Origin of the sequence: Pseudoalteromonas rubra, from assembly GCF_005887095.1 — a bacterium.
GTDB classification, from domain to species: domain Bacteria; phylum Pseudomonadota; class Gammaproteobacteria; order Enterobacterales; family Alteromonadaceae; genus Pseudoalteromonas; species Pseudoalteromonas rubra_E.
Window position 1 is genome coordinate 22,146 of record NZ_PNCI01000033.1, and the last position, 26,459, is coordinate 48,604.

23 protein-coding genes and 2 tRNA genes are annotated in these 26,459 nt (G+C 50.1%); 13 read left to right on the forward strand and 12 right to left on the reverse strand.

Going from position 1 to position 26,459, the window contains the following annotated elements; translation table 11 throughout:
* Positions 1–153: 153 nt before the first annotated feature.
* The gene (locus tag CWB99_RS14455; protein WP_138552933.1) at positions 154–960 is read right to left on the reverse strand and encodes a helix-turn-helix transcriptional regulator; all 807 of its coding nucleotides are present in this window, start codon (positions 958–960) and stop codon (positions 154–156) included.
* 123 nt (positions 961–1,083) lie between these two features.
* Here CWB99_RS14455 and CWB99_RS14460 point away from each other — a divergent pair, with 123 nt between their 5' ends.
* From CWB99_RS14460 to CWB99_RS14470, 3 genes are all read left to right on the forward strand, one after another.
* Positions 1,084–1,509: a hypothetical protein gene (locus tag CWB99_RS14460; RefSeq protein ID WP_138552932.1), complete on the forward strand. Its 426-nt coding sequence runs from the start codon at positions 1,084–1,086 to the stop codon at positions 1,507–1,509.
* The gene (locus CWB99_RS14465; protein WP_138552931.1) at positions 1,496–2,017 is read left to right on the forward strand and encodes a GNAT family N-acetyltransferase; all 522 of its coding nucleotides are present in this window, start codon (positions 1,496–1,498) and stop codon (positions 2,015–2,017) included. Before CWB99_RS14460 ends, CWB99_RS14465 begins: the two co-directional genes overlap by 14 nt.
* A 77-nt stretch (positions 2,018–2,094) precedes the next feature.
* Positions 2,095–6,330, forward strand: coding sequence for a DEAD/DEAH box helicase (locus CWB99_RS14470; protein ID WP_138552930.1), 4,236 nt, complete (start codon positions 2,095–2,097; stop codon positions 6,328–6,330).
* A gap of 34 nt (positions 6,331–6,364) precedes the next feature.
* Here the strand turns inward: CWB99_RS14470 and CWB99_RS14475 are convergent, their stop codons facing one another.
* The 3 genes from CWB99_RS14475 to CWB99_RS14480 are packed head-to-tail and all read right to left on the reverse strand — an operon-like array spanning position 6,365 to position 8,236.
* Positions 6,365–6,850: a hypothetical protein gene (locus tag CWB99_RS14475; RefSeq protein ID WP_138552929.1), complete on the reverse strand. Its 486-nt coding sequence runs from the start codon at positions 6,848–6,850 to the stop codon at positions 6,365–6,367.
* A gap of 10 nt (positions 6,851–6,860) precedes the next feature.
* The gene (locus tag CWB99_RS24615; protein WP_249331929.1) at positions 6,861–7,220 is read right to left on the reverse strand and encodes a hypothetical protein; all 360 of its coding nucleotides are present in this window, start codon (positions 7,218–7,220) and stop codon (positions 6,861–6,863) included.
* Positions 7,214–8,236, reverse strand: a complete 1,023-nt coding sequence (locus CWB99_RS14480) for a YHYH protein (protein WP_249331931.1) — start codon at positions 8,234–8,236, stop codon at positions 7,214–7,216. Before CWB99_RS14480 ends, CWB99_RS24615 begins: the two co-directional genes overlap by 7 nt.
* 264 nt (positions 8,237–8,500) lie before the next feature.
* Here CWB99_RS14480 and CWB99_RS14485 point away from each other — a divergent pair, with 264 nt between their 5' ends.
* Together CWB99_RS14485 and feoB are read left to right on the forward strand one after the other, a co-directional pair.
* Positions 8,501–8,725: a FeoA family protein gene (locus tag CWB99_RS14485; protein WP_138552928.1), complete on the forward strand. Its 225-nt coding sequence runs from the start codon at positions 8,501–8,503 to the stop codon at positions 8,723–8,725.
* Between the two features lie 19 nt (positions 8,726–8,744).
* Positions 8,745–10,829, forward strand: coding sequence for a ferrous iron transport protein B (gene feoB, locus CWB99_RS14490; RefSeq protein WP_138552927.1), 2,085 nt, complete (start codon positions 8,745–8,747; stop codon positions 10,827–10,829).
* A gap of 38 nt (positions 10,830–10,867) precedes the next feature.
* Here feoB and CWB99_RS14495 read toward each other — a convergent pair whose 3' ends face one another.
* Positions 10,868–11,164, reverse strand: coding sequence for a hypothetical protein (locus tag CWB99_RS14495; RefSeq protein ID WP_138686212.1), 297 nt, complete (start codon positions 11,162–11,164; stop codon positions 10,868–10,870).
* A 23-nt stretch (positions 11,165–11,187) separates the two neighbouring features.
* A complete protein-coding gene (locus CWB99_RS14500; RefSeq protein ID WP_138552925.1) occupies positions 11,188–11,559 on the reverse strand; it encodes a hypothetical protein in 372 nt (123 codons plus the stop codon).
* 345 nt (positions 11,560–11,904) lie between these two features.
* Here CWB99_RS14500 and CWB99_RS14505 point away from each other — a divergent pair, with 345 nt between their 5' ends.
* Positions 11,905–12,840, forward strand: a complete 936-nt coding sequence (locus CWB99_RS14505; RefSeq protein ID WP_138552924.1) for an acetoacetate decarboxylase family protein — start codon at positions 11,905–11,907, stop codon at positions 12,838–12,840.
* Positions 12,841–12,880: 40 nt separating this feature from the next.
* On the opposite strand, the gene CWB99_RS14510 is transcribed toward CWB99_RS14505, so the two are convergent.
* From CWB99_RS14510 to CWB99_RS14525, 4 genes are all read right to left on the reverse strand, one after another.
* Positions 12,881–13,228, reverse strand: coding sequence for a hypothetical protein (locus CWB99_RS14510; protein WP_138552923.1), 348 nt, complete (start codon positions 13,226–13,228; stop codon positions 12,881–12,883).
* Positions 13,229–13,345: 117 nt separating this feature from the next.
* Positions 13,346–14,419, reverse strand: a complete 1,074-nt coding sequence (locus CWB99_RS14515; protein WP_138552922.1) for a lipocalin-like domain-containing protein — start codon at positions 14,417–14,419, stop codon at positions 13,346–13,348.
* A 10-nt stretch (positions 14,420–14,429) separates the two neighbouring features.
* Positions 14,430–16,844: an ABC transporter permease gene (locus tag CWB99_RS14520; protein ID WP_138552921.1), complete on the reverse strand. Its 2,415-nt coding sequence runs from the start codon at positions 16,842–16,844 to the stop codon at positions 14,430–14,432.
* Positions 16,837–17,493: an ABC transporter ATP-binding protein gene (locus CWB99_RS14525; RefSeq protein WP_138552920.1), complete on the reverse strand. Its 657-nt coding sequence runs from the start codon at positions 17,491–17,493 to the stop codon at positions 16,837–16,839. The genes CWB99_RS14520 and CWB99_RS14525 overlap by 8 nt, the downstream gene beginning before the upstream one ends.
* A 269-nt stretch (positions 17,494–17,762) precedes the next feature.
* On the opposite strand from CWB99_RS14525, the gene CWB99_RS14530 reads away from it, so the two are divergent.
* The 7 genes from CWB99_RS14530 to CWB99_RS14560 are packed head-to-tail and all read left to right on the forward strand — an operon-like array spanning position 17,763 to position 26,175.
* A complete protein-coding gene (locus tag CWB99_RS14530) occupies positions 17,763–19,031 on the forward strand; it encodes an efflux RND transporter periplasmic adaptor subunit (protein ID WP_138552919.1) in 1,269 nt (422 codons plus the stop codon).
* Positions 19,032–19,049: 18 nt separating this feature from the next.
* The gene (locus CWB99_RS14535; protein ID WP_138552918.1) at positions 19,050–19,745 is read left to right on the forward strand and encodes an ABC transporter ATP-binding protein; all 696 of its coding nucleotides are present in this window, start codon (positions 19,050–19,052) and stop codon (positions 19,743–19,745) included.
* A gap of 9 nt (positions 19,746–19,754) precedes the next feature.
* Entirely contained in the window at positions 19,755–21,116 is a 1,362-nt protein-coding gene (locus CWB99_RS14540; protein WP_138552917.1) for an ABC transporter permease, read from the forward strand.
* Positions 21,117–21,120: 4 nt separating this feature from the next.
* A complete protein-coding gene (locus CWB99_RS14545; RefSeq protein WP_138552916.1) occupies positions 21,121–22,338 on the forward strand; it encodes an ABC transporter permease in 1,218 nt (405 codons plus the stop codon).
* A gap of 54 nt (positions 22,339–22,392) precedes the next feature.
* Positions 22,393–23,724 (forward strand): sigma-54-dependent transcriptional regulator, encoded by a 1,332-nt coding sequence (locus tag CWB99_RS14550; RefSeq protein WP_138552915.1) that lies wholly within the window; start codon positions 22,393–22,395, stop codon positions 23,722–23,724.
* Positions 23,721–25,055 carry a sensor histidine kinase gene (locus CWB99_RS14555; RefSeq protein ID WP_138552914.1) on the forward strand — a complete coding sequence of 445 codons (1,335 nt, stop codon included), beginning with the start codon at positions 23,721–23,723 and terminating at the stop codon, positions 25,053–25,055. Before CWB99_RS14550 ends, CWB99_RS14555 begins: the two co-directional genes overlap by 4 nt.
* Before the next feature lie 22 nt (positions 25,056–25,077).
* Positions 25,078–26,175, forward strand: coding sequence for a hypothetical protein (locus tag CWB99_RS14560; protein ID WP_171045353.1), 1,098 nt, complete (start codon positions 25,078–25,080; stop codon positions 26,173–26,175).
* A 23-nt stretch (positions 26,176–26,198) separates the two neighbouring features.
* Here the strand turns inward: CWB99_RS14560 and CWB99_RS14565 are convergent.
* Both CWB99_RS14565 and CWB99_RS14570 read right to left on the reverse strand, forming a co-directional pair.
* A tRNA-Cys gene (locus tag CWB99_RS14565) sits at positions 26,199–26,272 on the reverse strand.
* 33 nt (positions 26,273–26,305) lie between these two features.
* A tRNA-Gly gene (locus CWB99_RS14570) sits at positions 26,306–26,381 on the reverse strand.
* Positions 26,382–26,459: the final 78 nt, after the last annotated feature.

Consider the following 26,459-nt stretch of genomic DNA (forward strand, 5'->3'; position numbering starts at 1 on the left):
TGCAATTATAGCAGGCGCACAAATAAATACCCGTTAACATGTTATGACTAACTTATCATGCGTCTGTGCTTTATGAAATGGATTTGAAGCTTAAGATCAGTAATTTAACCCTCTCAAGTCTGTATGTTTTTTACACACAAACAGTACATATCATTAACGCGCTTGTTTCAGACTGTGCTGTCTGCGCCACAGCGCAGGCGTCACCCCATAGGCAGCCTTAAACTGACGAATAAAATGAGTGGTGTCTGACCAACCAAGCTCTTCAACCAAGGTCGCAATCGGGGTATGCGTATGCATGAGGCGATTACAGGCTTCACCAAGCCGCTTTTTTGTGAGCCATTGTCCGACTGAATAACCCGTTTCTCGTTTAAATAGAGTGGCCAGATAAGGGGCACTCACGAACACCGCGTCGGCCACCCCCTGCAAAGAAACCGGCTGCAACCCCTGACTCTCTATGTAGGACAGTGCCGCGACCACTTTAGGATGCATGCCCGCACGCCAGCTAACGGGTTGTTGCGCCAGTGACACTTCGTGCAGCAGCAAAAATACAAAGCTCTTCATGACCTCCAGTGGCAATGCCTGCTGCAACGCCAGTTCAAACTCCTGATATAAAGTCTGAACAAATTCGACGCGCTCACCTGACAAGGTCAATGCAGGTAAAGCACCCAGGCGCACCTGCTGAAAAGGTTGCAATAAAGTGGCATCGGGTTCAAGCCCCAGGCAATCAGGGCAAAAGCTCATCCAGTGAACATGTAAGTCGGACCCCGACAATAAAGTATGTGGCATCCCGCCGGGCACCAGCACAAACATGCCCTGCGTGGCGGTAAAAGTCTCCCCATGTAACATATCCAGTGAGCCTGAACGAATAAAACTTAAAACACTCTCGCTGTGTGTGCCATGCGGCTCTTGTGCCAGCCTGGCCACTTTCATCTGACCACAGGCTGCAACATGATTAGTCATCTTAATTTCACCCGCAATCTTAAAATAAGCCGATTAAATCAAAAACCCAACAATAACACCAGTTAGCTTTATTGAGAATAATAGACACAGATAAAACAATACACCGATTTTAAGGAGGCACGCATGACTTTATCACTCGTTTTGATGGGGCTGTCTATTCATGTACTTGTGTGGGAAAAGTTACCCGACTGGGGTACCTGGTTCAACGCTTTGGTGAAGCGTTTGCCGGCACCACTGGCCTATTTGTATTCAGTCTGGCATTGCCCGTACTGCTTTGGTTTCTGGGCTGCCTTAATCTTACAACTGCTCACTGGAGTCTATACTTTGCCTGAGCTGACCACTTTAACCGAGTCATTTGGTCTGGCTGGTACAATGATCGGTATGGGTCTGGATGCGCTGGTCACGGCGTTACTGATCATGATTGGCAGCCTGGCTCTGAAAGCACTCGCATTACCGGCAATAAAAGGGCACGAGCTCACTCAGGCATTTAAAGCAGGCATGTCAGAAGCGCAAGTCAACACAAAGGAGCAAGTTCATGACAAAGCTTGAATTCAGTACGGCCAGGTTAGAGGTCATCCCCGCATCCTTACTGGTCAACGAGCTCAGCCCGGCACAGTCAAATCAGTTAATACACTTGCTGACACCGAATACGGTGCACTTTTTACCCGAAGACTGGCAACACTGCCCACAAACTTCGGCTCAGCTTATTGATTGGATAAAGGACAAACTCACACACTGTGACCTGTTGCTGGTGCGAGATAAACAAGCACAGTGCCTCGGCCTGACAATGTTGTACTTTTCAACCAATACGATACAACTTGGCTATTTGATAGGCGAAGCACACTGGGGTCAGGGTTATGCCAGTGAGCTACTACAGGGGCTGGTGACTCACCTGCGAGAAATCCAGCCTGATGCCAGACTCAACGCCGGCGTTGCAGCCGATAACCCCGCTTCAATAAAAGTGCTGGAAAAAGCGGGCTTTGTACTTTGCCAGACTCAGTCGCCAAATAGCAGCTCGCAGCTGTATTATACTTTATCTTTGGCTGGTTTGACTTGAGCGCGTACCTCGCATCTGCTACTTTGCTTCGCAATTAACAATAACTTGCGGAGCACGACCTGGTAAGGTCCATGAGCATGCACTATACCCCTTTCAGTCAGACACAAATAACAGAACTCCTGACACGCTACGCGCAGCTGCCTAAAGAACAACAGATCATGCTGGAGGTCCTGGCATTGATCGGCAAACCAGTCGCAATAAGTAAACTAAAACGTTTGCTAAAGTTATTGGTTGAAGCACAGGTTCACGACTTAGCCGCGCTCAGTCAGGGTATGCTACCAGAACAAAGAACCACTCTGGCAGAAGCCGGGTTGTTGATCAGCAATCAAAAGGGCCTCAGGGTGCAGCCGCTCATTGAAGCCTCTTTGTGTCACAACGCGTTGCGTGAAGATCGCTTTATGAGCACTTTGAATTACGCCGAACAAGTCGTGCCTATAATTAATCTGTATGAATGGGAACGTGATTTTTCGGACGAACAGCGATTTATCCGCGACCTGCTCATGCTTGGCCAATATGACAAAGCCGCGGACCTGCTGTCGTTTCACAAGAATCCGCAATACTTGGATCATTACACCAACCAGGTGTTAGTCGATACGCTGTTTTTTCCGGCAGACGCCGACCGTCTGGCTGAGCTACCGCCGCTGCTACTATATCAGGCGTGTGCCACATTAGTTCATTCCTTACAAAGTGACTGTCAGAATAATTTTGCCGCGCTCAAGCTGATAGAGCAGCTTTGTCAGCGTCAGCCTGACAATCAACTGCTGCACTGCTTACTGGCCGAGCAATATCTGTATCGTGCACAGTTGGATCAATGTATCGCCAGTCTTGGCAACGACACCAGCTGCTATGCATTGCAGTTACGTGCCATTGTGGCCATGTGCTCTGGCGAGCAGCAAACCGCACATGCATTATTTGAACAAGCCATCGTGGCCAAAAACAAACTGGCCCGACGCAAACAGCAATATCTGGGTGGCCTGCCAGGTCTGTTTCATAAACTGACCGTTCTGGTCGAGGCCTGCCAGGGTCAGCCCCAGCTGTTTAAAACAGTGCGCCAGTTGGCTCGGGCCGAAGCTGCGGATAAAAAAGCACCCACATTTAACTACGCCATCCTGAACTTACTGGAGTATCTTGCCGCGTGCCTCGATGACGCTCAGACATTCAGCGAGCAATATCAAGATTATGAAGTACTCAGGAATACGCAGCCCTTTGATTTTGCCCTGCTACAGTTACTGATTGCCCTTGCTACACAGTGGACGGGTGCCCGCGCACAAGCAGCCAGGCTTAATCGCCTCAGCGAGGCTTGTACGACTTTCAGCACAATGCAGCAACCTTTGTTTGCCAGTATGGGGGCGGATCTTTTGCTGCTCCATCAGTCTCCGGTCCCCAGCCTACCTCAGCGATTGGTGCTCAACTTCGCCAATCTGATAGAACAAAAAAGCGGCTGGGAACTGGCACTGGAAAAGCTGCAAAACCTGGCACCAAATCACGCAGCCACTGAGGATAAATCACCACAGAGCCATCGACTCATCTGGCAGCTTGAGCAATCACGATTTGACCTCACCCTGAAGCCTCGGGAGCAAAAACTGGGGAAACAAGGCTGGAGCAAGGGCCGCAATGTCGCGCTGAAGAGGTTAATCGACGAGCCCGAAAGCTTTGAATACCTGAGCGACAAGGATAAAGAGATCATTGCGGCCATTCGGGTATATGAAAACCACAGCTACTATGGTGGACGCACATTTGAGCTCGAAGGCGCAAGTGCGCTAAGCGCAGCGGCGGGCGCTCAAAACCTGTATCTGGGCGAGGATTTAAATACAGAAATTGAACTGACCGAATATCCGGCTGAGCTTCAGATCAGCGATAACGGCGATGAGCTGATGATGTCGATCCCTAACCTGCCTCAAGGTATAGACTACCGGATGCAGCTGGATGAACATGCCAGACAGGACGAATACGCCTTCTATTCACTTCAGGGGCATCGCTATGGGTTTACCCTGTTCACACGTCAGCACTTGCAAGTGGCAGAGATCATCGGTGAGAGCGGGTTGGTGGTACCCAAAGCCGCCAAACCCAAGCTGCTCGAAAGTATCACAGCTATTGCCCCTTTACTGAATATTCAATCCGATCTCGAAGGGGTAGAAACCGGACTAAGCACAGTGGAGCCAGCCGAAGAGCTGGTGGTCAACATCACCCCCTACCAGGGCGGTTTGGAGTTTCATTGTGTCAGTATGCCATTTGGCGATCAGGGTCCGATGTTGCATCCAGGCATTGGCAGTCCCAATTTGACAACAGAAATTGATAACAAACGGGTAGCCACTCAGCGCAACTTAGCCCAGGAGCAATGCTGGCTGGAGTTGCTGGATGAACACTGCCCGGCATTCCTGGCTATGTCCGACAATCGACTGCAACTGGACGACCTGGAAATGGCGCTGGAAGCCTTGGAACAGCTCGAGCAATGTGTTGCAAAGCCTGTGAATGAATTGACATTAAGACTGCGCTGGCCAAGAGGGAAGAAATTCCGTCTCAGCAAACCACTTGAGTCCCAACATCTAGCCCTGGCCATGAGCAAACAGAATCAGTGGTTTGACGTGACCGGAGAGCTTAAGGTCGATGATGCACAGGTCATTGAGCTGAAAAAACTGTTAAGTTTGATGGCCACCAGCCATGGCCGCTTTGTCAGCCTGGACGGTGAACAAATTTTGGCACTGTCTCAAGACTTGCGTAATCAACTCGCCCAGCTTGATACGGTAACCGATGAGGGTCAATTCCACCCGCTTGCCAGTGGTCAGGTGGCCGAAGCCACCGCAGGCATGCGCATGAAAACTCTGCCAGCCTGGGAAGAACAAAGCAAAAAAATGTACCAAGCCAATGCACTGACACTCACCGTTCCTCCCACCTTGCAGGCGCAACTGCGCGATTACCAGCTGGCGGGATTCGATTGGGCGATGCGCCTGGCTCACTGGGGGGCCGGAGCCTGCCTGGCCGATGACATGGGACTGGGCAAAACCTTACAAGCTCTGGCCGTGATCCTGGCACGCGCCAGTGAAGGGCCAACCCTGATCATCGCGCCAACTTCTGTGTGTTTTAACTGGCAACAGGAAGCGAGTAAGTTTGCACCTGCTTTAAACATGATGCTGTTTAGCGATCATAACAGTGCGCAAGAGCGCGAGCAGTTGTTAACTCAGGCAGGCCCATTTGATTGCGTAGTGATCAGTTATGGTCTGTTGCAGCGTCAGGCTGAACTGTTAAAAGCCAAGCAATGGCATACCATCATCGCCGATGAGGCGCAGGCGCTGAAAAACCCGCTGGCCAAACGCACTGTGGCAGCTTGTGCTCTCAAGGGCGAATTTAAGATGATCACCACAGGCACCCCAATAGAAAACAACCTGACCGAATTGTGGTCACTGTTTCGTTTCATAAACCCCGGATTACTCGGCAATCTGAAGCGCTTTAATGCCCGTTTTTCACAGCCCATGGAAAATGCCGAACAAGACAAGCTCGCGGCACATAAAGCGCGTCAAAGCCTAAAGCAGTTGGTAAAGCCCTTTATTCTGCGGCGCCTGAAAAGCCAGGTTCTCACTGAGCTGCCAGAAAAAACCGAAATCAATCTGACTGTCTCGCTCAGCGATGATGAGATGAATTTTTATGAAGCGCTACGACAGCATGCCATCGATCAGATCACCGAATCTGCCAGCACCAGCTCAACAGCGGAACAGCGAATAAAAATGCTGGCAGAGCTGACTAAGCTCCGCCAGGCCTGCTGTCACCCTAAACTGGTCATGGCAGAAAGCACGCTGCCCAGCAGTAAGCTGGATGCACTGGGTGAGCTGCTCGATGAATTACGGCAAAATAACCATAAGGCGCTCATTTTCAGCCAGTTTGTGGGTCACCTTCAGATCATTAAAACACTCCTTGAAGAACGTGCAATAGCTTATCAGTACCTGGATGGTAGTACACCTGCCACACAACGTCAGGAGCGCGTTAATGCGTTTCAGCGTGGTAATGGCGAAGTGTTTTTGATCAGCCTAAAAGCCGGAGGCTCAGGCTTGAACCTCACCGCTGCCGACTATGTGATCCATATGGATCCCTGGTGGAACCCGGCTGTCGAAGCACAGGCATCTGACAGGGCTCATCGCATGGGTCAGCAACGTCCGGTGACTATCTATCGCCTCATCGCCAAGAACACCATAGAAGAGAAAATAGTCGCGCTGCACCAGCACAAACGAGACCTGGCGGATCAATTGCTGGCAGGCAACGAGCAGGCTGGCAAGCTGTCGGTCGAGGATATGCTTAACTTACTCAAAGAGGCCTTTTAAAGGCTGGCCACAACACAGTGGCCAGCGCTGCGTATTAATGGTGGTGATGGCTGAGCAATGGCTGAGAAGAAAACTGGTGCAATACCAGATCAGGCTCAGCCAAATTAACAAACACCGACCCCATGACGGTATTGCCTTTCCAGGTCCAGTTCTCGTGCTGATGGCTGTTTAGCGATACCGCAATCTGATTGACCCCTTCCTGAAACCAGCTGGCCGGCAAGTGTACATCTTGACCATAGACACGCATTTTTTTCTCCCCATTGATAAACAGATGAGCATGACCGGTCAGAGTTTGCTGTTTACGCTCCGCCTCGGCAGGCGAATTTAGCACATAGTTGGCAATGCCAATTGTCAGATTCAGACCATCTGTTTGGTCACGCACAACCGTCAGAGATACCCTGGGTAACTGGCTTTGCTGCTTAATTTCCAGGCTTTTATGTTGATGAATGGCGGTATCAGCTAACGCCACCGTGCTGCTAACACACAGGCATGCAGCAATGATCAGTGCGAATATTTTCATTGATTTGCCCCTATCCCCGACCCGGACCACCAGGTAGTCTGCCACCGCAACTGGTTAGCGCATTACTTTGCAGCTCTCCGGCAAATCTATCGCCTACCGTATAAGGAAATGCCGGTATCAGTTTGCCATTCTCTTCGCGGGCTGTGACGTGATAGTGATAGCCACGCTCAGCATCACTGTGACCATTATATTGGTCCAGATAATTACCGCCCTGAACGGTCAACGCTGTATTCCAATAGAAATCTTCTTTAAAGTAGCCGTTTTCAGCAACCAGCTCATTGTTGGACAGCGTGCTCACCACAGCAGAAAAACCGGGTCCGCTGGAAACAGTACGGGTGCCCTGGCTGACATCATATTGGTCATTCAGCACACAGCTTCGGGCATCGTCGCTTCACTGGCGCTATAGTCCCGGACTTCCCAACTACTGATTGCCAGTTGCCCTTGCGCCTCCCAGGGGCCATAAATCGCATACCCATCCGCGGCATAACCATAAATAGGAGAGTGACCTATACCAGTGTCCCCTACCATATCGGCCAGGCACGACGAGTAATAGTGGTGATGATAGTCACCCTGTGCAGCATGGCCGCCGCACACATCAACATCATATTGCTCTGCAACCGGTGCCAGTGTCTGCCAAGCTCCTTCGTTGTTATAGCTCTGTCCATCCCCCCAGTTATACACAGAGGTCCCGTTAACCCAAAAACCTACCGACCCTAAGCCCGTCTCGCAGGTTTCGCTAGTCTGTGTTGGCTGGTTTGGAAAGGTACCCGTTTTGTCCATCACTTCAGGGCATACCGGACCCGGCGGCCAGTAACCCTGTCCCGCATCTAGTGCACAACTGGTGTTGCTGTTGTACCCTATATCCTGACCAAACTCTACCACATCGCCAATCGCCACAGCGGGCGAACCTGTGGCAAAATCGGAATTGGCTCTGGGCCGTGAAGACAAGCTTGTCAATACCGCCTCGTCGATGACAACCTGGTAATCCGGCATACCAGACGCCGTAACCACGGTATAACCTTGGCCCGACTGCTCAATGGTGCTGACAGCCTGCACGTTAACCTGCGCAGGCTGTCCCGAACCATCCAGCATAACTGCGGCTGATTCTGCCTCTGAGCTCAAGATCCAGCCAGGTAGCGTGTTTGTTTCATCTGGGTTGTTTGATACTTGATCACCCTCGTCACTGGTATCACTCGGATCAGACCCGCTATCATCGCCATTTGATTCAGTACTGTCATTACTTTGGTTCGTTGTGCTCTGATCAGTAGCCGCTGACTGCGTATTCTGACTTTCTCCTGAGCCACAGGCACTGAGCACGGTGGCACTCATCATAAGTGCCAGTATTTTAAGTGTGCCTGGGTAGCTGAATTCGTTCGTTAACTTCATTGCCTGTCTCCGTTGCTGTTCGGCCTGATTTACACACTAGCGAAACAATGTGCAAAGAGATGGCAAACAATGTGCAAATAGTGTGTAGCACTCAACCCCCCCAGATGACATCATTTTAAAACACGTAACTATTTAAAAAATTTAGCTTTATTAATTACTTGATAGTGTCGAACTTTCTCCTCGTTAGCTTGTTTATGACAATTAAGTTGCGGTACCATAGCGCTCTAATAATAAATAATTCTTATCAAGGTTTGCATTATCTCTATGACACTTGCAGATTTAAAACCAAATGACAAAGCAACCATTGCGGATATTGATCATCCGGATGCAGCCCTGATCAGCCGAGTGATGGCGCTGGGCCTGATCCCGGGTGAAGAAATCACAGTGCTCAATGTCGCTCCACTGGGTTGTCCTATTCAGACCAAAGTAGGTAACACCTATATCAGTATCCGCAAAACGGATGCACGCTTTATCCAACTGAACCGCTAATTTAAAGGAGTAAGGTCACGTGAGAATCGCCCTCGTTGGTAACCCCAACTGTGGTAAAACCACCCTATTTAACCGCCTTACCGGCGCCAGGCAAAAAGTGGGGAACTGGCCAGGCGTCACGGTTGAACGCAAAAGTGGCGAGCTGACATTACAAAGTCAGCAGGTTGAGCTAATTGACTTACCGGGCCTGTACAGTATGGCTCAGATTGATCCGGGCCAGGATGAGCAGATTGCCATTGACTATATCCGCTCCCGGGACGCCGACCTGATAGTCAATGTTGTCGACTGTGCCAACCTCGAACGCAACCTCGTCCTGACCACCCAAATGCAGGAAACAGGAACGCCTGTGATTGTGGTTGCTAACATGACTGATGTCGCTCGCCAGCAAGGTAAAGAGCTTGACTTCGCGTTGTTGTCACAACGCCTGGGTGTACCCGTTATCGCTATGGTGGGCTCAACAGGCGAGGGAATGCAGGCACTGACCGATGCCTTGACTCACCACCTTGCATCAGATAAACCGGCAAAAAGCAGGCAGCCAGTCGCGAACTCAGACAGCAACCGCGAAGACACTGTAAAACGGTATCAAAGCGTCAAAAAGCTCAGTAACGGCGTCAGTATCATGTCGCAGACGCGCTCTGATTTCACCACCCGGCTCGACAAACTGGTACTAAATCGTTGGCTGGGCGTGCCTATTTTCTTGTTTATGATGTACCTGATGTTCACCATTGCCGTCAATTTCGGGGCCGTCTTTATCGATTTTTTCGATATTCTGATTGGTGCCATCTTTATCGACGGGACGAAACTGCTACTGACCAGCCTGGGGGCGCCTGAATGGCTTGGAGTGATCCTGGGTGACGGCTTTGGCGCCGGTTTACAACTGGTCGCGACCTTTATTCCTGTCATTGCAGTGCTATATTTCTGTTTGTCCATTCTTGAAGACAGTGGCTATCTGTCGCGTGCTGCTTTTGTTATTGACCGTCTGATGTCATCCATTGGTTTGCCGGGCAATGCGTTTGTGCCGCTGATTGTGGGCTTTGGTTGTAACGTCCCTGCCGTGATGAGCGCGCGCACAATGAGCCGAGAGTCGGATCGCCTCCTTACGGTAATTATGGCCCCTTTTATGTCCTGTGGCGCTCGCTTGACGGTATATGCCTTGTTTGCCGCGGCATTTTTCCCGGTCAATGGGGCCAATATTGTCTTTGCACTGTACTTGTTTGGCATTGTGGTTGCTGTGGGTTCTGGCTATCTGTTCAGAAAACGGGTGTTCAAACAGGAAAAAGTGCCCTCTTTTATTGAGATGCCCGCCTACCACCTACCGGTGTGGCGTAACCTGATGATGACCACCTGGCAGCGTTTACGGAGCTTTATTACCCGTGCCGGCAAAACCATAGTATTTGTCGTTGCGCTGCTGAGTATGATCAATTCTATCGGTACGGACGGCAGCTTTGGCCATGAAAACAGCGAAGCTTCTATGCTGTCTAAGGCCGCACAAGTGGTGACACCTGTGTTTGCACCTTTGGGTATAGAAGAAGACAACTGGCCTGCAACCGTTGGGATCGTGACAGGTCTGTTCGCCAAAGAGGCCATTGTCGGCACGATGGACGCCTTGTATGTCGGTGCACCGGAAGAACCACAAACATGGTCTCTTAGCAACTCTGCATACCAAGCGGCTATGACACTATGGGACAACTCGGTAGATTTGCTTTACAACCTTGGTGACCCATTAGGTCTGGGGGCCGTTGAAGAAGGCGGTGACGCTGGCAATGAGCTATTGACTGTCATGGCTGCTCAGTTCAATGGCCAGCTCGGTGCGTTTGCCTACCTGGTATTGATCCTGCTTTATACCCCCTGTGTTGCAGTACTGGGCGCCATTAAACGCGAGTCTGGCAGTCAGTGGATGTGGGTAGTCATTGGCTGGACAACCTCAATTGCCTATATACTGGCGACCCTGGTCTACCAGATAGGACAGCTGAGCACGGCACCGGCCTCGGCCGTAATGTGGATTGCGCTGATGCTTGGCGCCTTATTTGCCTGGTGGATCCTGCTCGGGCGCCTGAGCCAGCGAGTCAGTGCCGTGCCAACTTACAAGATCGAATTGAACTAATTCCACATAAAAAAATGGGAGCTGCCGGCTCCCATTTTTTATGCTGCTTTTTCTGGCTTGACTTTTACAAGCCCCATTCGGATAGCGGCGAAATAAAGACCTTCTGCAGCTAAAACAGTAGGTAACACCACCTTAATCCAGTACCCTTCAGAACCATAAAAATATATCAGGATGGTGCTTATCACCGCCAGTATGATGCTCGCAACAATACCAGCACTCACCAGACTCAGAGAAATCGGAGCTTTACAGCTGCTGCATTTTAGCTTGAATGGATTCGGCGTATTTAATACCGACATAAAAGAGATATCGCTGTCACATTTACCACATTTACTCATATTATTACTCATTGTGTTACGTTTTACTTGTCAAAATACTCTTTGACGTCGCTGGCATACAGTATCCACATTGCTGCTGCCGGATAGATAAACAAATCGACTAAATCCCAGACAGGTAAGGCGTCCTCTGTACCCAATAATAAGTCAGCACTCTGCACAAAAACACAGACCCACACGGTATAAAAAAAGAAATTACGCCCTCTGGGCTTTCTTTTCGCAATGTGCCACATTGCTACAAACTGGATAAATACCATGGTTAACCAAAACAACATCAGGACCATCGCCTCCGATGGTTGCTCTGATACCAGATAACCCAGCACAGAGATTGCTAAAGGCCAAAGCCCGTAGTTGATAAAACATACCAAAACCGTGATCAACACCACAAATGGGATCATAAGTTACAAATACCTTGTTATCTCTTGGCCCGGATAGGAGCCCAATTGCACTTGAAAGATGTTTAATTCAGGCGTACACCCCTCTTAATTACGCACATTGCGATTTAATAATCAGCCTGCCCACAGAAATGGGGCTGCAGTTTACAGCATTGCGGATATGGAAAGAATAGTTGGTTTACACTCGTATACATTTGAGTCAGCCGTCCCTGATCTTCTCTGGTCAGCTCATTTCATTTACTTTTCATTGCGCCATGCTAACCTAGTCCCGCTTTTACACACTTCGTACCTAAATCAGTGTGTATCCGGCAAAATACTTTAAAGGAAAACCATAACTAAAAAGGATCTATGATGAAGATCAAATCCCTCTTGCTCGGCACTATAATATCGCTGAGCACTGCAAGCTATGCCGCGGATCTTAGCGAATCTTATCCAATAACCAGTACCACTTACCTCTCGGATGGCACACCCGTCGATATGCCCTTTCATGTGCAAGGTGAAGCCACCAGTGCTGTCGTTGGATTGATTGATGCGAATGTTGCACAGTTCTTTTTATGGAACTGGCAATGGGAGCCGGTCCGGCTGCATTGCGAAGGCACCGCATCGAAAGGCATTGGCGCGCTGTATACGCAAAAAATTACCGCCAGCCCGGCGGGTGCCTATAACGAAACCATCTCAAGCTTTTATGTTAAGCGTCGTGGCAGTGTCGACCCCATTTTGCCCTGTCCGGGTGATATGACCGAGCCAAGTGCTCAACTGGATTTTACCGGCAAAGTGCTGGCAGCACTGGCAGCGGCAAACGCCGCACAGCAAGCTGCTGGAAAACCACATAATTATGCACTTTATAACCAGCACCTGATGCTTGATAACCCAGTAGCAATCAGAGCTGGCCGCGAGATCTGGGGCTACCCCAAACAAGCAGCCGATGTGTCGATTACCATCACGCCACGTCAGCATACGTTAACCCTGAACAACCAGTATACAGGACAGTCCATGCTGGATGTGTCCTACACCCGTCAGATTGGCGTCAACCTGCCACTGCATTCTGTTGGTGATAACGTGCTTCCTGACTACCTGTTACCCGATTACAGTAAAGTACCGCAATTGAGTGGTGTACTATCAAGTGACAGTGGCTGGATGATGCCATTTGTGGGGGAGTTTACGATTCATTCACGAGCCAGCCTGACAACTTTCTTCCTGGCCGAAAGTGATTTCACGCCAGTCGCTGTTGTGGAGTTCCCTGACGTCTCAGGGGTCGCCATGCCCCTGTATAATCGGGAGTAACACCTAAGCACCGACAGTGTATGCCTGCCCGCATAACCCATTACTGATTATTTTTTGTGGCAGGCCCCACCAGGGTTGTTTGAATTAAATGCTGGCACTTGGTACACCTGTGCCCCTTTATCATTACAGCCCTGATAACTGGGTTATCCACCAACTCAGTCTCTGATTCCAATACCCCTTTACCATTACATGTCGGCTTGTCGCATGAAACCGACACACTTTTAAAAAACAGGTAACGCAGCACCACACACAGCAGGACAGGTAAAATCACCTTGATCAGTATAAACCCAGCCATCCCGGGGATGAGCCCGTCAGGGAGTAATGAACCGCCGCCAATACACAGAGCAAACAAAGTAACGTCAGCCGTGTTACACACAACTTTATTCATAACAGGCATAATGTCCTTATCTATCTAACAAAAGGGTATTATACCAATGCATTATCATTAATAACAATAACTTATGAGAAGATCTAAGCAATTCCGCTTACTTTGCACGGGGAATGTTCAATAACCGAACAGCTCACCATACCCTCGCCCGGAAAACCCACCCCGGCTGCGTATTCGGCCTTCCCAGTAAGGCACGCTCAAAGTATTCAAAGAGTCTGATTGCAGCGCATCAATGATCACCGCTTCTTTGCCCGGTAACTGCAATTGCCAGCTAACAGGATGTGTCACGTCGTGCGTTTTCGCTCTGTCCAGCACTGTCAGAGTGACTTGTTCGTCGGGATAAGCAGTAACCTCTCCGGACGATGATATCTCTGAGGCACTGCAGTAAGCATAAGCGTGTTCTTCATCTCGAGTACAGAATGCCATCAGCGCACCTTGACCAGGCTCCGTGCTTTGTAAACTAAACCAGTCCCAGCCTCCGTGCTGACTGTGAATCAGGCCCGAAGACCATTCTCTGTCCAGCCAGGCCTGACCTGTGACCTCATAATGTGTGTCCGCATAGGTCAGTGTACCCGTCACCTGTAAAAAGGGGTAACTGTAGTAAAAGGAGGCATGACCCTGTTGTGTTTTCTGGCTGTATCCCTGCTCGCCATGCAACACCTGCGGGCTGTTTGCCAGTGTAATATCCAGGCCATAACCTGATTCCCGGGTTTGTAATCGCAAAGGTAAGAATGAACTCTCCCGACTTGCCAGTTGCCAGTTATCCAGCCGGGCAATAAAAGGACTGGCCTGGATCTCGACCTGCCCTGCTCTGCCATAACGCTCAAAGGCATGATGGGTACGGCCGTCCTGCAGGGCAAAATGCGCAAAGTACAGCTGGCCGTCCCACCAGGGCGACCCCTGAAAAGCAGAAAACCCTGGGTCAAGCACCCGGAACAAGGTCCACTGCATACCAAACTGTGTGCCATCCTGTGCGCTCAAATTTCCCGTCACGTACCACCATTCCACCCCCTGTTCAGGGTGCGCACCATGATCGCGGGGAAACACCAGAGAGTGCGCAGCGCTTACCGGCTCACCGAGTTCCTGGCCAAGGACAGCCATCGCTGCATTATTCTTTTTAGCTTCAGGTGCATCGGGCTGGCATCCCGTTAAAACGAATATAATGAGTAAAATTAACCCGGTAAACTGCATTCGTTACTCCTTATAACTGCGCCACATTGTCGGCCACATTGCGTCTGATCAGTTTCAACAACGGGATGGCACTCACCACCAGCGCCAGTAACAGTATCACAGCACAGAATCCCAAAATGTCGCCCCAACTGAGCACCATGGCCATACTCCAGCCAAAGGCGATGGGCATCACATATTCTAACAATACCCAGCCCAACAGAATGCCCAGAGGCACGGCCAGAAACAACGTCATACCCAGAATCAGCGCAGCCTGACATAATTTAAGCGCAAATAATTGCCACTGGGTCACGCCCAACGTTTGTAACACGGCCATAGGGTGTAATTGCTGCCGCCCAAGAGTGAGAAAGCTCACCCAGACACCGAATAAAGCAATGAGCATAATGCACAAGTTCAGCGCATGGGTAACCAGAAAAGTTTGGCTAAATAATTGTTTTGCGAAGCGCTTAAACACCTGGTTGTGAATTAACTGGTGTCCGGCCAGTGACCAACGCTGACTAATGACATCAGCAATCCGCTCTGAGTTAACTCCATCTTGCAGCGTCAACATAAAGCCAACCGCTTCATACAAAAAAGCCTGTTGTACTATGACCGACGAGCTTACAACCAGATTGATACCGGGCTCACCATAATCATAAAACACACCTTTAACCTTGCAATGAAATGCGCGTGGGCCCTGCTTTACCTCCAATATACTGCCCACTTTCAAAGCATGCCGTCTCAGACCGGGTTCATTGATAAGGCAGGATATATGCTGGCTTGTATTGGCCAGATGTGCCGCTTCTAGTGGCCGTTTGTTTAACAGGGTCAGATGCTGGTGATAAGTATGATCTTCACCAAAGCTCATGATAGTTGCGGGGATTACGTCATTTCCCAGTGTAATTTCGCTTTGTGCTGACCAGTACACACCGACCTGCTCAACTTCGCTCATTTCAGCCAGTGCCTGACGCATTTGGGAAGTCGGTTCATCGGGCCGGACATACAGATCGGCATTGAGGCGAGTTTGCAAATGTGCATCCAGTGCACTGCTAAAACTCCCTACCATCACCTGCATACCTATGGCTGCACCCATCGCCATCAAAATCGCGAGTACAGAGCTCAATAAAGCGGGTAACTGGGTCAGGCTGTCAGCTCTGAGCCAGCCGAGTAAAGGGGAGCGAGTTGGCCAGCGAACACGAAACACCTGGCCTGCCAGCACTGGAGTGAGCGCAAAAAATAACAGCAGTACGCAAACACACAAAAGTAGCGCTTGCCATTTAGTCTGTGCAAAATGCAACAATAGCAGACCGCCAAGACACGCCATGAAAAACAGGCCAGGTGCCAGCCACCTGGAAAGCTGGTGTGCCAGCGGGCTTTGTAACATAACAAATCCGGCCAAAATAGCCAGGTTGAGTAAACTCCCCACGAGCACCAGCCAGGCATTGAACTGCACCGTCAGTGCGCGGTCCAGTTGATAAAAGCTCCCCAGCACAGTGCTGATGTCACCCATCATCGCATTGGCCATCACGACACCAATCAGGTTGCCCAGCGTTGCCGCCACAATGCTTAATACAGAAACTTCCAGACACAGTGCCTTGAGTAATTGACCCTGACGGCAGCCCAGCGTAGCCATCTGTTGTTGTAGTGATAAACGGCTCTGATAGGCAAGTTTGATGGCATTGAGGCTTAAAAAGGCCCCCACCACATAACCCAGTAAGGCCAGTGCCTGAAGATTAAAGAAAAAGGCCCCCGATAGTGCATCGAAGGTTTGTGCCTGGGCAGACTCCAGTCTGGCTTCAGTGCCAAGTAGCGTAATCAGGCGTTGTGACTGAGACTCACTCAAACCGGATACTTCAAAGTAGCTACTCTGTCCACCCGCCTGCAACAGTCTATCCGCCAAACTGATGTCCATCAGGGCATAATGGCCCGTCCCATCTAACAGGCTGATCGGGTAGCTCGTTCCATCAATGTGCAGCACAGCTCCATCCAGTTTCATCCGGGCACTTAACTGAGGTGACAAAAACACAGTATCAAACAGCTTAGTTCGTGTTGCTTGCGCAACCGACTCATCTGTTGCTGGTTTTGAAGGACCTGCGGTTTGCCATTGCAGCAGATTGACACCCCGTACAGCCAGTGTCTGGCCTTCATCAGTTCTTAGCCGCCCTTCGAGCACCGGCTGGACCTGCTTAAACCCGGCTGCCGTAAGTCGCTGCCATAACGAAAAAGCCAGACCATTCTCCCCTAATGGTGGGCGGATAAAATGACTTACCGGTTGTGACAACAGCGCTGTGCTGGTGGTGTAACGCTGCGATGCTTCCTGATTTAAGCCCAGTGTTGCACTGAGCAAGGCGCTGCCCAAACTCAAACCCACCAGAAACAATACCAGCAGACCTTTATGGCGCCGATAGAACTGGCCATAGGTGACTAAGATCAGGCGTAGCTCATTCATGTATACGCCCATCGCGTAACTCCACCAGCCGTGGTAATTGCGCTGCAAGTGCGCGACTGTGCGTCACCATGATCAGGTTGACATGCTGCTCCTTACACAGCGCCATCAGCAACTCCAGTACTTCCTGACTTCGCACACTATCCAGGTTGCCGGTGGGTTCATCCGCCAGTAGCATGCGAGGTTGATTGAGCAGTGCTCTGGCTATCCCTACGCGCTGTTGCTCCCCGCCACTTAATTGCGATGGATATGCATCGAGCTTAGCTGCCATCCCCAGTCTTTCTGCCATAGCCGCAATGTCGCCATGGCTGACTGAACGACCATTCAAACGTGCCTGGAAAGCCATATTATCAGCAACCGTGAGCGGGCTGAGTAACTGATAGTGCTGAAAGATCATGCCAATTGTACGACGGTATAATGCCAACTCAGTGGTGTTGTAATGACTGATCTTCCGCTCATTGATCAACACAGAACCGGCATCTGGTGTCAACAAGCCTGCCAGAATATTGAGGAGTGTTGTTTTACCAGAACCACTCTCACCCGTTAACGCGACTTGCTCACCGGCTGCCACCGACCAGCTCAAGCCATCCAACACATGTCTGTACCCGATACCATCCGGGCGCTTAAAGGTGACTTCATCAAGTTGGATCATCGTATCTCCATTACCACTTAATTAACAGCAGCTTAGCTTATGTCTCTATGGTACAGAAACAACCCAGCTATGCTAGTGTATTCTGTCGGCTCACCACTTTGCACCTGTCCGGACACCCATCCACTGTCCGCGTACTGTCCGCTGTCCGTCCGCTGCTATAACAACACAACAGAGAAAAACAAAATAAACCTTTATTTTCATAAACTTAAGATTTGGCATTGATTTTGTTATAGGAAGTGTAATCCAGAAAACAAGGAGCCGTACCCGGCATGATCCGAGATACCAGACAACAAGACAAAGTGATCCAGCAAACACGCAGACTACCCCGCTGGTGGCTAGCGATGGCAACGGCCATCGGGCTAATAGGGGCAGCAACTGCTTCCTACAACAGTTTCGACCAACTGCTCAGCGCTGATCAGGTGGTGTCGTTACAAACCTTACGAACAGCCACCGTAGTGAGAGGCGATATGGTCCAGGATCTGCGTGTGGAAGGGCGTACCATGGCGGCAGATAGTCCCTCTATGTACGCCATTGCGGCCGGCACTGTTACTTTGTTTGTCAAAGCTGGCGATGAAATTAAGGCCGGGCAAGCATTGCTGACCATCGACAGTCCGGAACTACGTAACCAACTACTTCAGGAAGAAGCCACCCTGGCACGCCTGGAGATGGAAGTGAGCCGCCAGAAAATCGCCATCAAACAACAGCAACTGGACAACACGCAACAAATGGAACTAGCCAAAGTAGAGCTCGAGGCCGCACAAAGTGAAATGGCCAGAGCCCGCACCAGTATCGAAAAACAGATCATCTCCAAAGAAGAACTGGAACAAACTCAGGTTGCTCTGAAACGCGCAGAGCTGAATGAGCGCCATGCCATTGCCAGCCTGCAACTGGCGCAAGAGCGACTCAGCTTTGAGCTAAAAAGTAGCGAACTTAATCTCACTCGTCAGCGCCACCTGACACAGGAATTACGCCGCCAGGTCGAAGCGCTGACCTTGCATTCACCTTTGTCCGGCATTGTCGGCACACTGAATGTGCAGCAAAAGCAACATGTGCAGCGAGATACGCAATTGATGTCACTGGTTAACCTCAACGAGCTGGAGGTCGAAGCCTATATCCCTGAAAACCTCGCAGATGAGCTAGGCATTGGTTTGCGAGCCAATGTACAAATTAACAATGAACACTACGGTGCGACTTTAGTGGCTATTTCTCCCGAAGTTGAGCAGGGCCAGGTTCGTGGTCGGATCCGCTTTACCGAGCAGCCCGGAAATTTACGTCAGAATCAACGCGTCAATGCTCAGATCATTATCGCGCAAAAACAGAATGTACTTAAGGTTGAGCGCGGTGCCTTTGTCGAAACCGGCGCATCACGCACCGCCTACAAAATTGAACAAGACTCCGCATTCAGAACCCCTATTTCACTGGGTGTCAAAAGTGTCAGAGAAGTAGAGATTACCCAGGGGCTACAACCTGGTGATACAATCATTATCTCAAGTCTGGCTGCTTTCGGACAATCACAGCAAGTGATCCTCAGCGAATAATAATAAAGGAACATACCCATGTTACGCATGAAGAACATCAGTAAAATATATCGCACCGAGCTGGTCGAGACACACGCACTGTCAGACGTTAATTTCACAGTAGAAGAAGGCGAATTTATTGCCGTGACAGGTCCTTCTGGCTCAGGTAAAACGACCTTTTTGAATATTACCGGGCTGCTTGAAAGCTTCGAACAAGGCAGCTACGAACTGGACGGAGAAGATGTCAGTACATTAGGTGATAAACAGCTGTCTCGTTTGCGCAATGAAAAGATCGGCTTTATTTTTCAGGGATTTAATCTGATCAGCGACCTGAACCTTTACGATAACATCGAAGTGCCGCTAATTTTCCGCGGCTTGTCCGCTCAGGCGCGTAAAAAGCGTATTGAAGACAGCCTTGAACTAGTCGGCCTGGGCGGCCGCGCCAGCCACTTTCCCGCACAGTTAAGTGGTGGTCAGCAACAACGGGTCGCCATTGCTCGGGCACTGGCGGGCCAGCCGCGTTTTCTGCTCGCCGATGAACCCACCGGCAACCTGGATACTATGATGGCAAGACAGGTTATGGATCTGCTGGAGGAGATTAATCGTCAAGGCACCACCTTACTCATGGTGACCCATGATAATGAGCTGGCACAGCGTGCCCATCGAAATATTCAGATCCTCGATGGTCAGCTGCGCGACATCAATAAAAATGAACTGGTTGAACTGATCTCTTAGGTGACTGCAATGAAGGATTTAGTACAACTGGCCTGGCGTGGTCTGAAACAAAAACGCAAACTGACCTTGCTGATGGTCCTCAACCTGGCCATTGGCATTACGCTGCTGTTAACTATGGGCACCATAGTAACTCGCAGTGGGCATTCCCCCATAGACGAACGTGCCGATCGCATTTACCACGTAAGCTTAAACTTTATGGATCCCGATTATGAGAATCGCTCGCCTTTTAGTGTGCCACCACTTACCTACACAGATGCACAGTCACTTTATACCGACTGGGCAAATCACAACAGCGTAAGATTGTCATTGAATTATACGACGTCGTTCGTCATCGACTTGCCTGATCGCAGCGTCAGACCCGTCACAGCCGAAGCTTCGGCGGCAGATACTGGATATTTTGACTTACTTCAGGTTCCGTTTATCTATGGTGAACCCTGGCGCGCAGACATGGATAACACAGCCGTCATTGTATTGGATAAAAAAGCCAACGATCTATTGTTCGGCGGTGAAAACTCGGTCGGTCAGCAAGTTGTTATCAACAATCGCCAGCTTGAGGTAGTGGGTGTAATGGATATGTCTGCCTATTTGCGTCGTTTTCAGAACATGCGTTTTCGCGGCCGGATCAATGATATGGCTGTTGTACCGTTAGGGTATGCACATGCAAATAATATCGCCCGCACCGGCTATATGCCATGCCGCACCAAAGACGAGCCACTGCGAAGTCGCTATCGTCGTGACGATGTACAGGGATTAAAAAGTGCCGAGTGTGGATATCTGCATGCCTGGGCAGAATTTGTCCCTCACAACCAGGAACAAAGCCACGCAGAGCTCACCCTTTGGCTACGTAACTATGCAGAACAACAGGTTACTCTGGGCCGCTTTGGTCACGCCGAGCCCTTCTACCTGAGTCAACTTGCGACTCTGAACGACAGGATGAGTGACAACCTTTACTGGGAGCAGATCTACCTTAAGTTTGCCTATTTGCTGTTTGCGATTTGTCTTATCAACACCATAGGGATCTTGCTGGCAAAAAACCAAAGTCGCGCCAGGCTGGTCTCTTTGTATCGGGCACTTGGGGCCAACAAACTATATATTCTGAAGATCCAGCTTCTGGAGCTCAGCATGCTCAGTGGTGCCGCCATTGTGCTGGGATTACTGCTGGCACAATTTGGACTGGTTGCCATGTTTCACCTGGCCCTGTATCAGGCGGACTACCTGGCCGACGCCGAGCAGGTACGCCGCATGTACAGCATGGATATTCCATTTGCGTTGCAAGCCGCCATGGGTATTTTTATAGCAATATTTACCGCCGGGCTCTACCCCATTATCAAAGCCAGTCGCACAGCACCCGCAGCTCAGCTAAGAGGATAAGACGATGTCACTAAAGCATATACTTAAAATTATTGTTAAGCACCGTAATATCTCGCTGATGATCCTGATCCAGATAGCCATTGCCGTGACCATAGTTGGCAATGCCAGCTTCATCAGCTATGGGACGCTCAAAAACTGGCTGATACCCTCTCACCTGGACGAGTATGAGATACTCAACGTCTACACTAAGGTGTTTGACAACCAGGTTGATAAATCAGCCCTGATCCAGCGGGATTTAAGCAACCTCAGTGCATTGCCAGAGGTGACTCAGGTAACTTATGCCAGCAATGAACTGGTGCTGGCCACAGTCTCGGGCAGTAATCAGGTTTATAAAACTACCGACCAGGAAGAAGCTGGTATTGAAAATGCGCAGTTTGACATCACCTCTGAAGGCGTTGCTACTCTGGGCCTGACTATCACACAAGGACGGGACTTCTATCCTAATGAGTTTGTCTTTGCGGGTTCAGATCAGGGCCGGTTTGCCAGTGTCGCTTTGATCAGCGAAGCCCTTGCGAAGTCACTTTTTGGAGAACAAAGTGCGCTGGGACAAACCGTGTATTTACAACGCGCGCGTCTGCCTTATCGAGTTGTCGGGGTCTATGCGAATAAAATGCTCGGCGAAAGTGCCGTCTATGAGCAACACTGGTATCACTCGACGATTGTCCCTCAGGCGCAATTTGGCAGCACAGATGTCAACTATTTATTGAGAGTCAAAAAAGGCACCTCAGAAGCCATTTTAAAAGACGTTGAAGACGCACTGTACCAACAAGGTGGGCGCATAGTAGAACGAGTAGAATTTGCTGCCCGTGCAAAAAAGCGGTTATGGGATGGCCGCAGTACCTTCGCCTTTATCATGATTGGGATCAGTGTGATCGCTGTGGCGGTCACCACATTTGGGATCATTGGCCTGGTCTCATTTTCCGTCTCTATTCGCAAAAAAGACATTGGTATTTTGCGCGCTCTGGGTGCCAGCCAGAGCACAGTGCTTAAAACGCTGTTGATCGAAAACGCATTGCTGGCCATGGCGGGTATCCTGCTTGGCAGTTTTGCAGCCTTATGGCTGAACAATTATTTTGTGACTCATTTACGAGCACAAGGCCTGGTAGAACCCTGGCTGGCTGTCATGGTTGCCATCTCTGTCTGGTTGCTCAGTGCAGTGGCAGTCTATATTCCTGTTCGTAAAGCCGCTAAGATAGCGCCTGCAAGAGTCACAAAAACATGAACCAAGGGCTGCAAAGCCCTTGATACTGATAAAATAATAACGATAAATAACGCCATGCAGCACAAAATTCTGGTGATTGATGATAATACTGATGTTATCAAAGCGCTTAAAATTCTTTTTTTAATTAACGATATCGACTGCGAAGGTGCGAGTTCGCCAGAGCAGGGATTAGCCATGCTGCAGTCACAGGATTACGATCTGGTGATCCAGGATATGAACTTCACCCATGACACGACTTCAGGTGAAGAAGGTAAAACCCTTTATCATCAGATCCGGGCATTCAATCCGGATCTGCCAATTATCCTGCTAACCGCCTGGGCCCAGCTGGAAATGGCCGTAAAACTCATTAAACATGGGGCTGCTGATTATATTGCTAAACCCTGGCAGGATGACAAGCTCCTCAGCTCGGTGAACAACTTGCTGGAAATGTATCAGCTTCAGCAAGCTCAAACCCGCAGTAAAAAACAGTTTAAGGTCAGACAGGAGCAGCTTCGCCAGGATTACGACCTCTGTGGACTGGTCTTCGCCGATCAGAATATGCTGTCTTTGCTTGAAACAGCAACACATGTGGCACATTCCGATGCCCAGGTTTTGATCACAGGTCCCAATGGGGCTGGCAAGGAAAAAATCGCTGAGCTCCTGGTGGCCAACAGCGCCTACAGGGACAGACCATTTATTCGCGTCAATGCCGGTGCCCTGCCCGCAGATCTGATCGAAGCCGAGCTGTTTGGCGTGGTCAGCGGTGCATACACTGGCGCAACAAAAAGCCGTGAAGGCCGCTTTAGTGCGGCAGATGGCGGAACCTTATTCCTGGATGAGATTGGTAACCTGCCCCTTTGTGGACAACAAAAATTACTCAGGGTGCTGCAAACCGGCGAGTTTGAAGCCGTTGGCAGTAGCAAGACGCAAAAAGTCAACGTCAGGGTGATCAGTGCGACCAATGCGGATCTGAATGAGGCCATCGCCCGTGGAGAATTCAGACAAGATCTTTACTACCGCCTGAATATGATTGAACTGCGGCTTCCTCCCCTCGCTGAGCGACCTGACGATATTGTTCCGCTCGCTATGCATTTCCTCAGCAGCCACAAATCGCTGAGTGAAGGCGCGCAACGCTTGTTGAAGCGATATACCTGGCCTGGCAATGTGCGAGAGCTGCAAAATGTGATAGGACGGGCCGAGCTGCTCGCGGCTGGAGAGCGCATTGAAGCGACAGACCTGGGCCTGAATGCATCGGCGTCTACGCTGGCAAGCCATGAATTTACTATTGAGGACATTACCCAGGCCCTGGATAATCACCAGGGTAATGTAACGCATGCGGCTAAGAGTCTTGGTTTAAGTCGCCAGGCGATGTACCGTCGTATGGACAAATTTGGAATTAAGCGATGAACGTGCGCCTGCATTGGTCTTTCGCGGGCCAGATCCTGTTAAGCTGCACTGTAGTGCTTACTTGCGCACTGATGGCGCTGACGATGGCTTTGCACCATCAAATCCCCGTGATCATTGCCTGCTGTTCGATTCTGCTCATCTCCTTACTGACTTTACTCGTCCTGCTGAGCCGTTTAACTGCCCACCGTCAGCGGGTACTGGCGACTTTAGAAGATGGCATTAAGAGTATCAAAGATGGCGACCTGTCACTGCGGATCTCGCCAACATCCGATCCTGAGCTAACCAGCCTGATTGAGCTCTACAACCAGCTGACAACCAACCTGAAGCAGCAAAAACAAAAGCTCAATCAAAAAGAGTTGGTACTGGATAGCATAGTCCAGGCCTCACCAATGGCGACCCTGCTACTCGATAAACACCACCACATTGTTTACCACAATGCCGCTGCACGTCAGTTACTAAGTAAACAAGCCGGTGCACTCACAGGCAGTAAACTCGAAACGGCCTGTGATGCTTTACCCGCACCACTAGCCCAGGCACTCAGTCTGGGTTACACAGGTATGTTGAGCTTCGAGCAACAAGAGCAAAAGCACACTTTTTATCTTGGCATCGAACAGGTTACTCTAAATTATCAGCCCCATACACTGGTGATCTGTAAAAACGTCTCAGCAGAGCAAAATCGTGAAGAGATCATGCTGTGGAAAAATGCCATTCGTCTGATAAGCCACGAGCTAAACAATTCTTTGGCACCCATTCAGTCACTGACCAGCTCGGCACAGACTATGCTGAACCAGCAAAAACACCTTGAGCTGCTGCCAGACATGCTGGACACCATTTCACAGCGAGCGCATAACCTGAGCGAGTTTATCCAGCGCTATGCAGAGTATGCACGTTTACCGGCCCCCAGCAGCGCAACGCACGCTATCGCACCGCTTCTGGATAGATTGCAGACCTTTTACCCTTTTACACTACTGGGCACAATCCCCGATTACAGCGGCGACTTCGATCTTGCTCAGGTAGAGCAGGTGTTGCTTAATTTGCTCAAAAATGCCCACGAATCAGGCAGTGATAAAAGCGAGATATCCGTGCAGGTGGTTCGGGATCAAAGCCGGCTTCGCTTTGCCATCGTTGACCGCGGATGTGGGATCCAGCCGGGTAATTTACATCAAGCACTACAGCCATTTTACTCGACTAAATCTCAGGGTACTGGGCTCGGATTGAGCCTGTGTCATGACATCATCACAGCACATCAGGGACAGTTAAGACTGCGTAACCGCGAAAAGGGTGGCCTGATGGTAGAATTCGACTTACCTTTGGGAGAGAATGGACAGTAACCTACATTCACAAGGATCGACTGTGCATTCACCTTTGCTTTGGGCCATGCTATCTGGCACCCTAATCTTTACCGGCTGTAAAACGCTTCCACAGCCACCCGAAAAGCACCGGGAGACACACCTGCCCTGCTGGATTCAGTCGCCAAAACAAGCCGAACAACTTGGCTTCATTGGCACCGCGGCCCCGTTCAGCGCCATTCCGAATGGTTCAGAGCTGGCCAGTAGGACCCGCGCCCTCAAAAAGCTGGCGGCCTATCATGCCATTCAGTTGCAGCGCAGCGACCTACAAGGTGTGACACCGGATGAACCCACACAGGTGTTATCTTCCGGTCATACCGTCTATTACTCAGCGCCCTTCAATACCCAGGATACCCAATACAGCTATGTCAGCTTCATGCCACTTAAAGAAAGTGCCAACTGCCCTGTACGTCCCTGTGACTTTACGCTTTGCCAGCCTGCCTGGCTTTGTGAAAATGAACAGCGCAATCAGGTGCTGGGGGTGAGTTACTACACGGTATCGCCCCATCAGCAGATCTCAGTCAGTGAGCGCAATGCCAAAGCAGTGGCGAGCTTTTTGTTGCAGGCCCGGGTAAATGCGACGGAATACCTGCAAGAGCGCGCAATCAATCGTGATGGTACTTTGCGGCATGAAATAAACTTTAATCGCAATGGTAAAGTAACGGCACAAGGTGTACCCACTCGGCTGGCACTGCACCAAAGCTGTCAGTATGGCTCCACGCTAATCGGTCTGTATAGGCCAAATGCTCTGGAGGCTATAAGTATACCGACAACAAGCGCCCTGGCTGACATGAAGCGCAGTGGACACCTGGTTTTAGGCGCGTTTGGTGAAGATGGCACCATGACCTCAGATAATCTGCTCAGCACCGCTATCAAACTTGCCATTCAGGATGCCCTGACAGAGCTTGCCAAGAACAAAGGGATCACCATAGATGCGCAGGTAGAAGTAAAACACCACCAGGGGCAATACCTGCTCACCAGCAGCGAATTTACCATTAATGAAAGTGTCAGCGGTGAGCTGGTCGATCTGAGAATTCAATATAAAAACGATATACCCGTGATTTACGTGTGGTTATTGGAAACAACTGGGAAAAGAATTTAGAAACAGGTAAATCGGGAAGAAAATGGAGGCGGAACCCGGAGTCGAACCGAGGTAGACGGATTTGCAATCCGCTGCATGGCCACTCTGCCATTCCGCCACATTGTGTTGATACTTAATGTATCAGAGAGATTGGAGCGAGTAACGAGGTTCGAACTCGTGACCTCAACCTTGGCAAGGTTGCGCTCTACCAGCTGAGCTATACTCGCGTTCCATATTGCTTTTTAACTTAGCTGCTAAATGTAAGAGGCAAGGTTGCGTCTTTTCATTCATCCAGCTGAGCTATA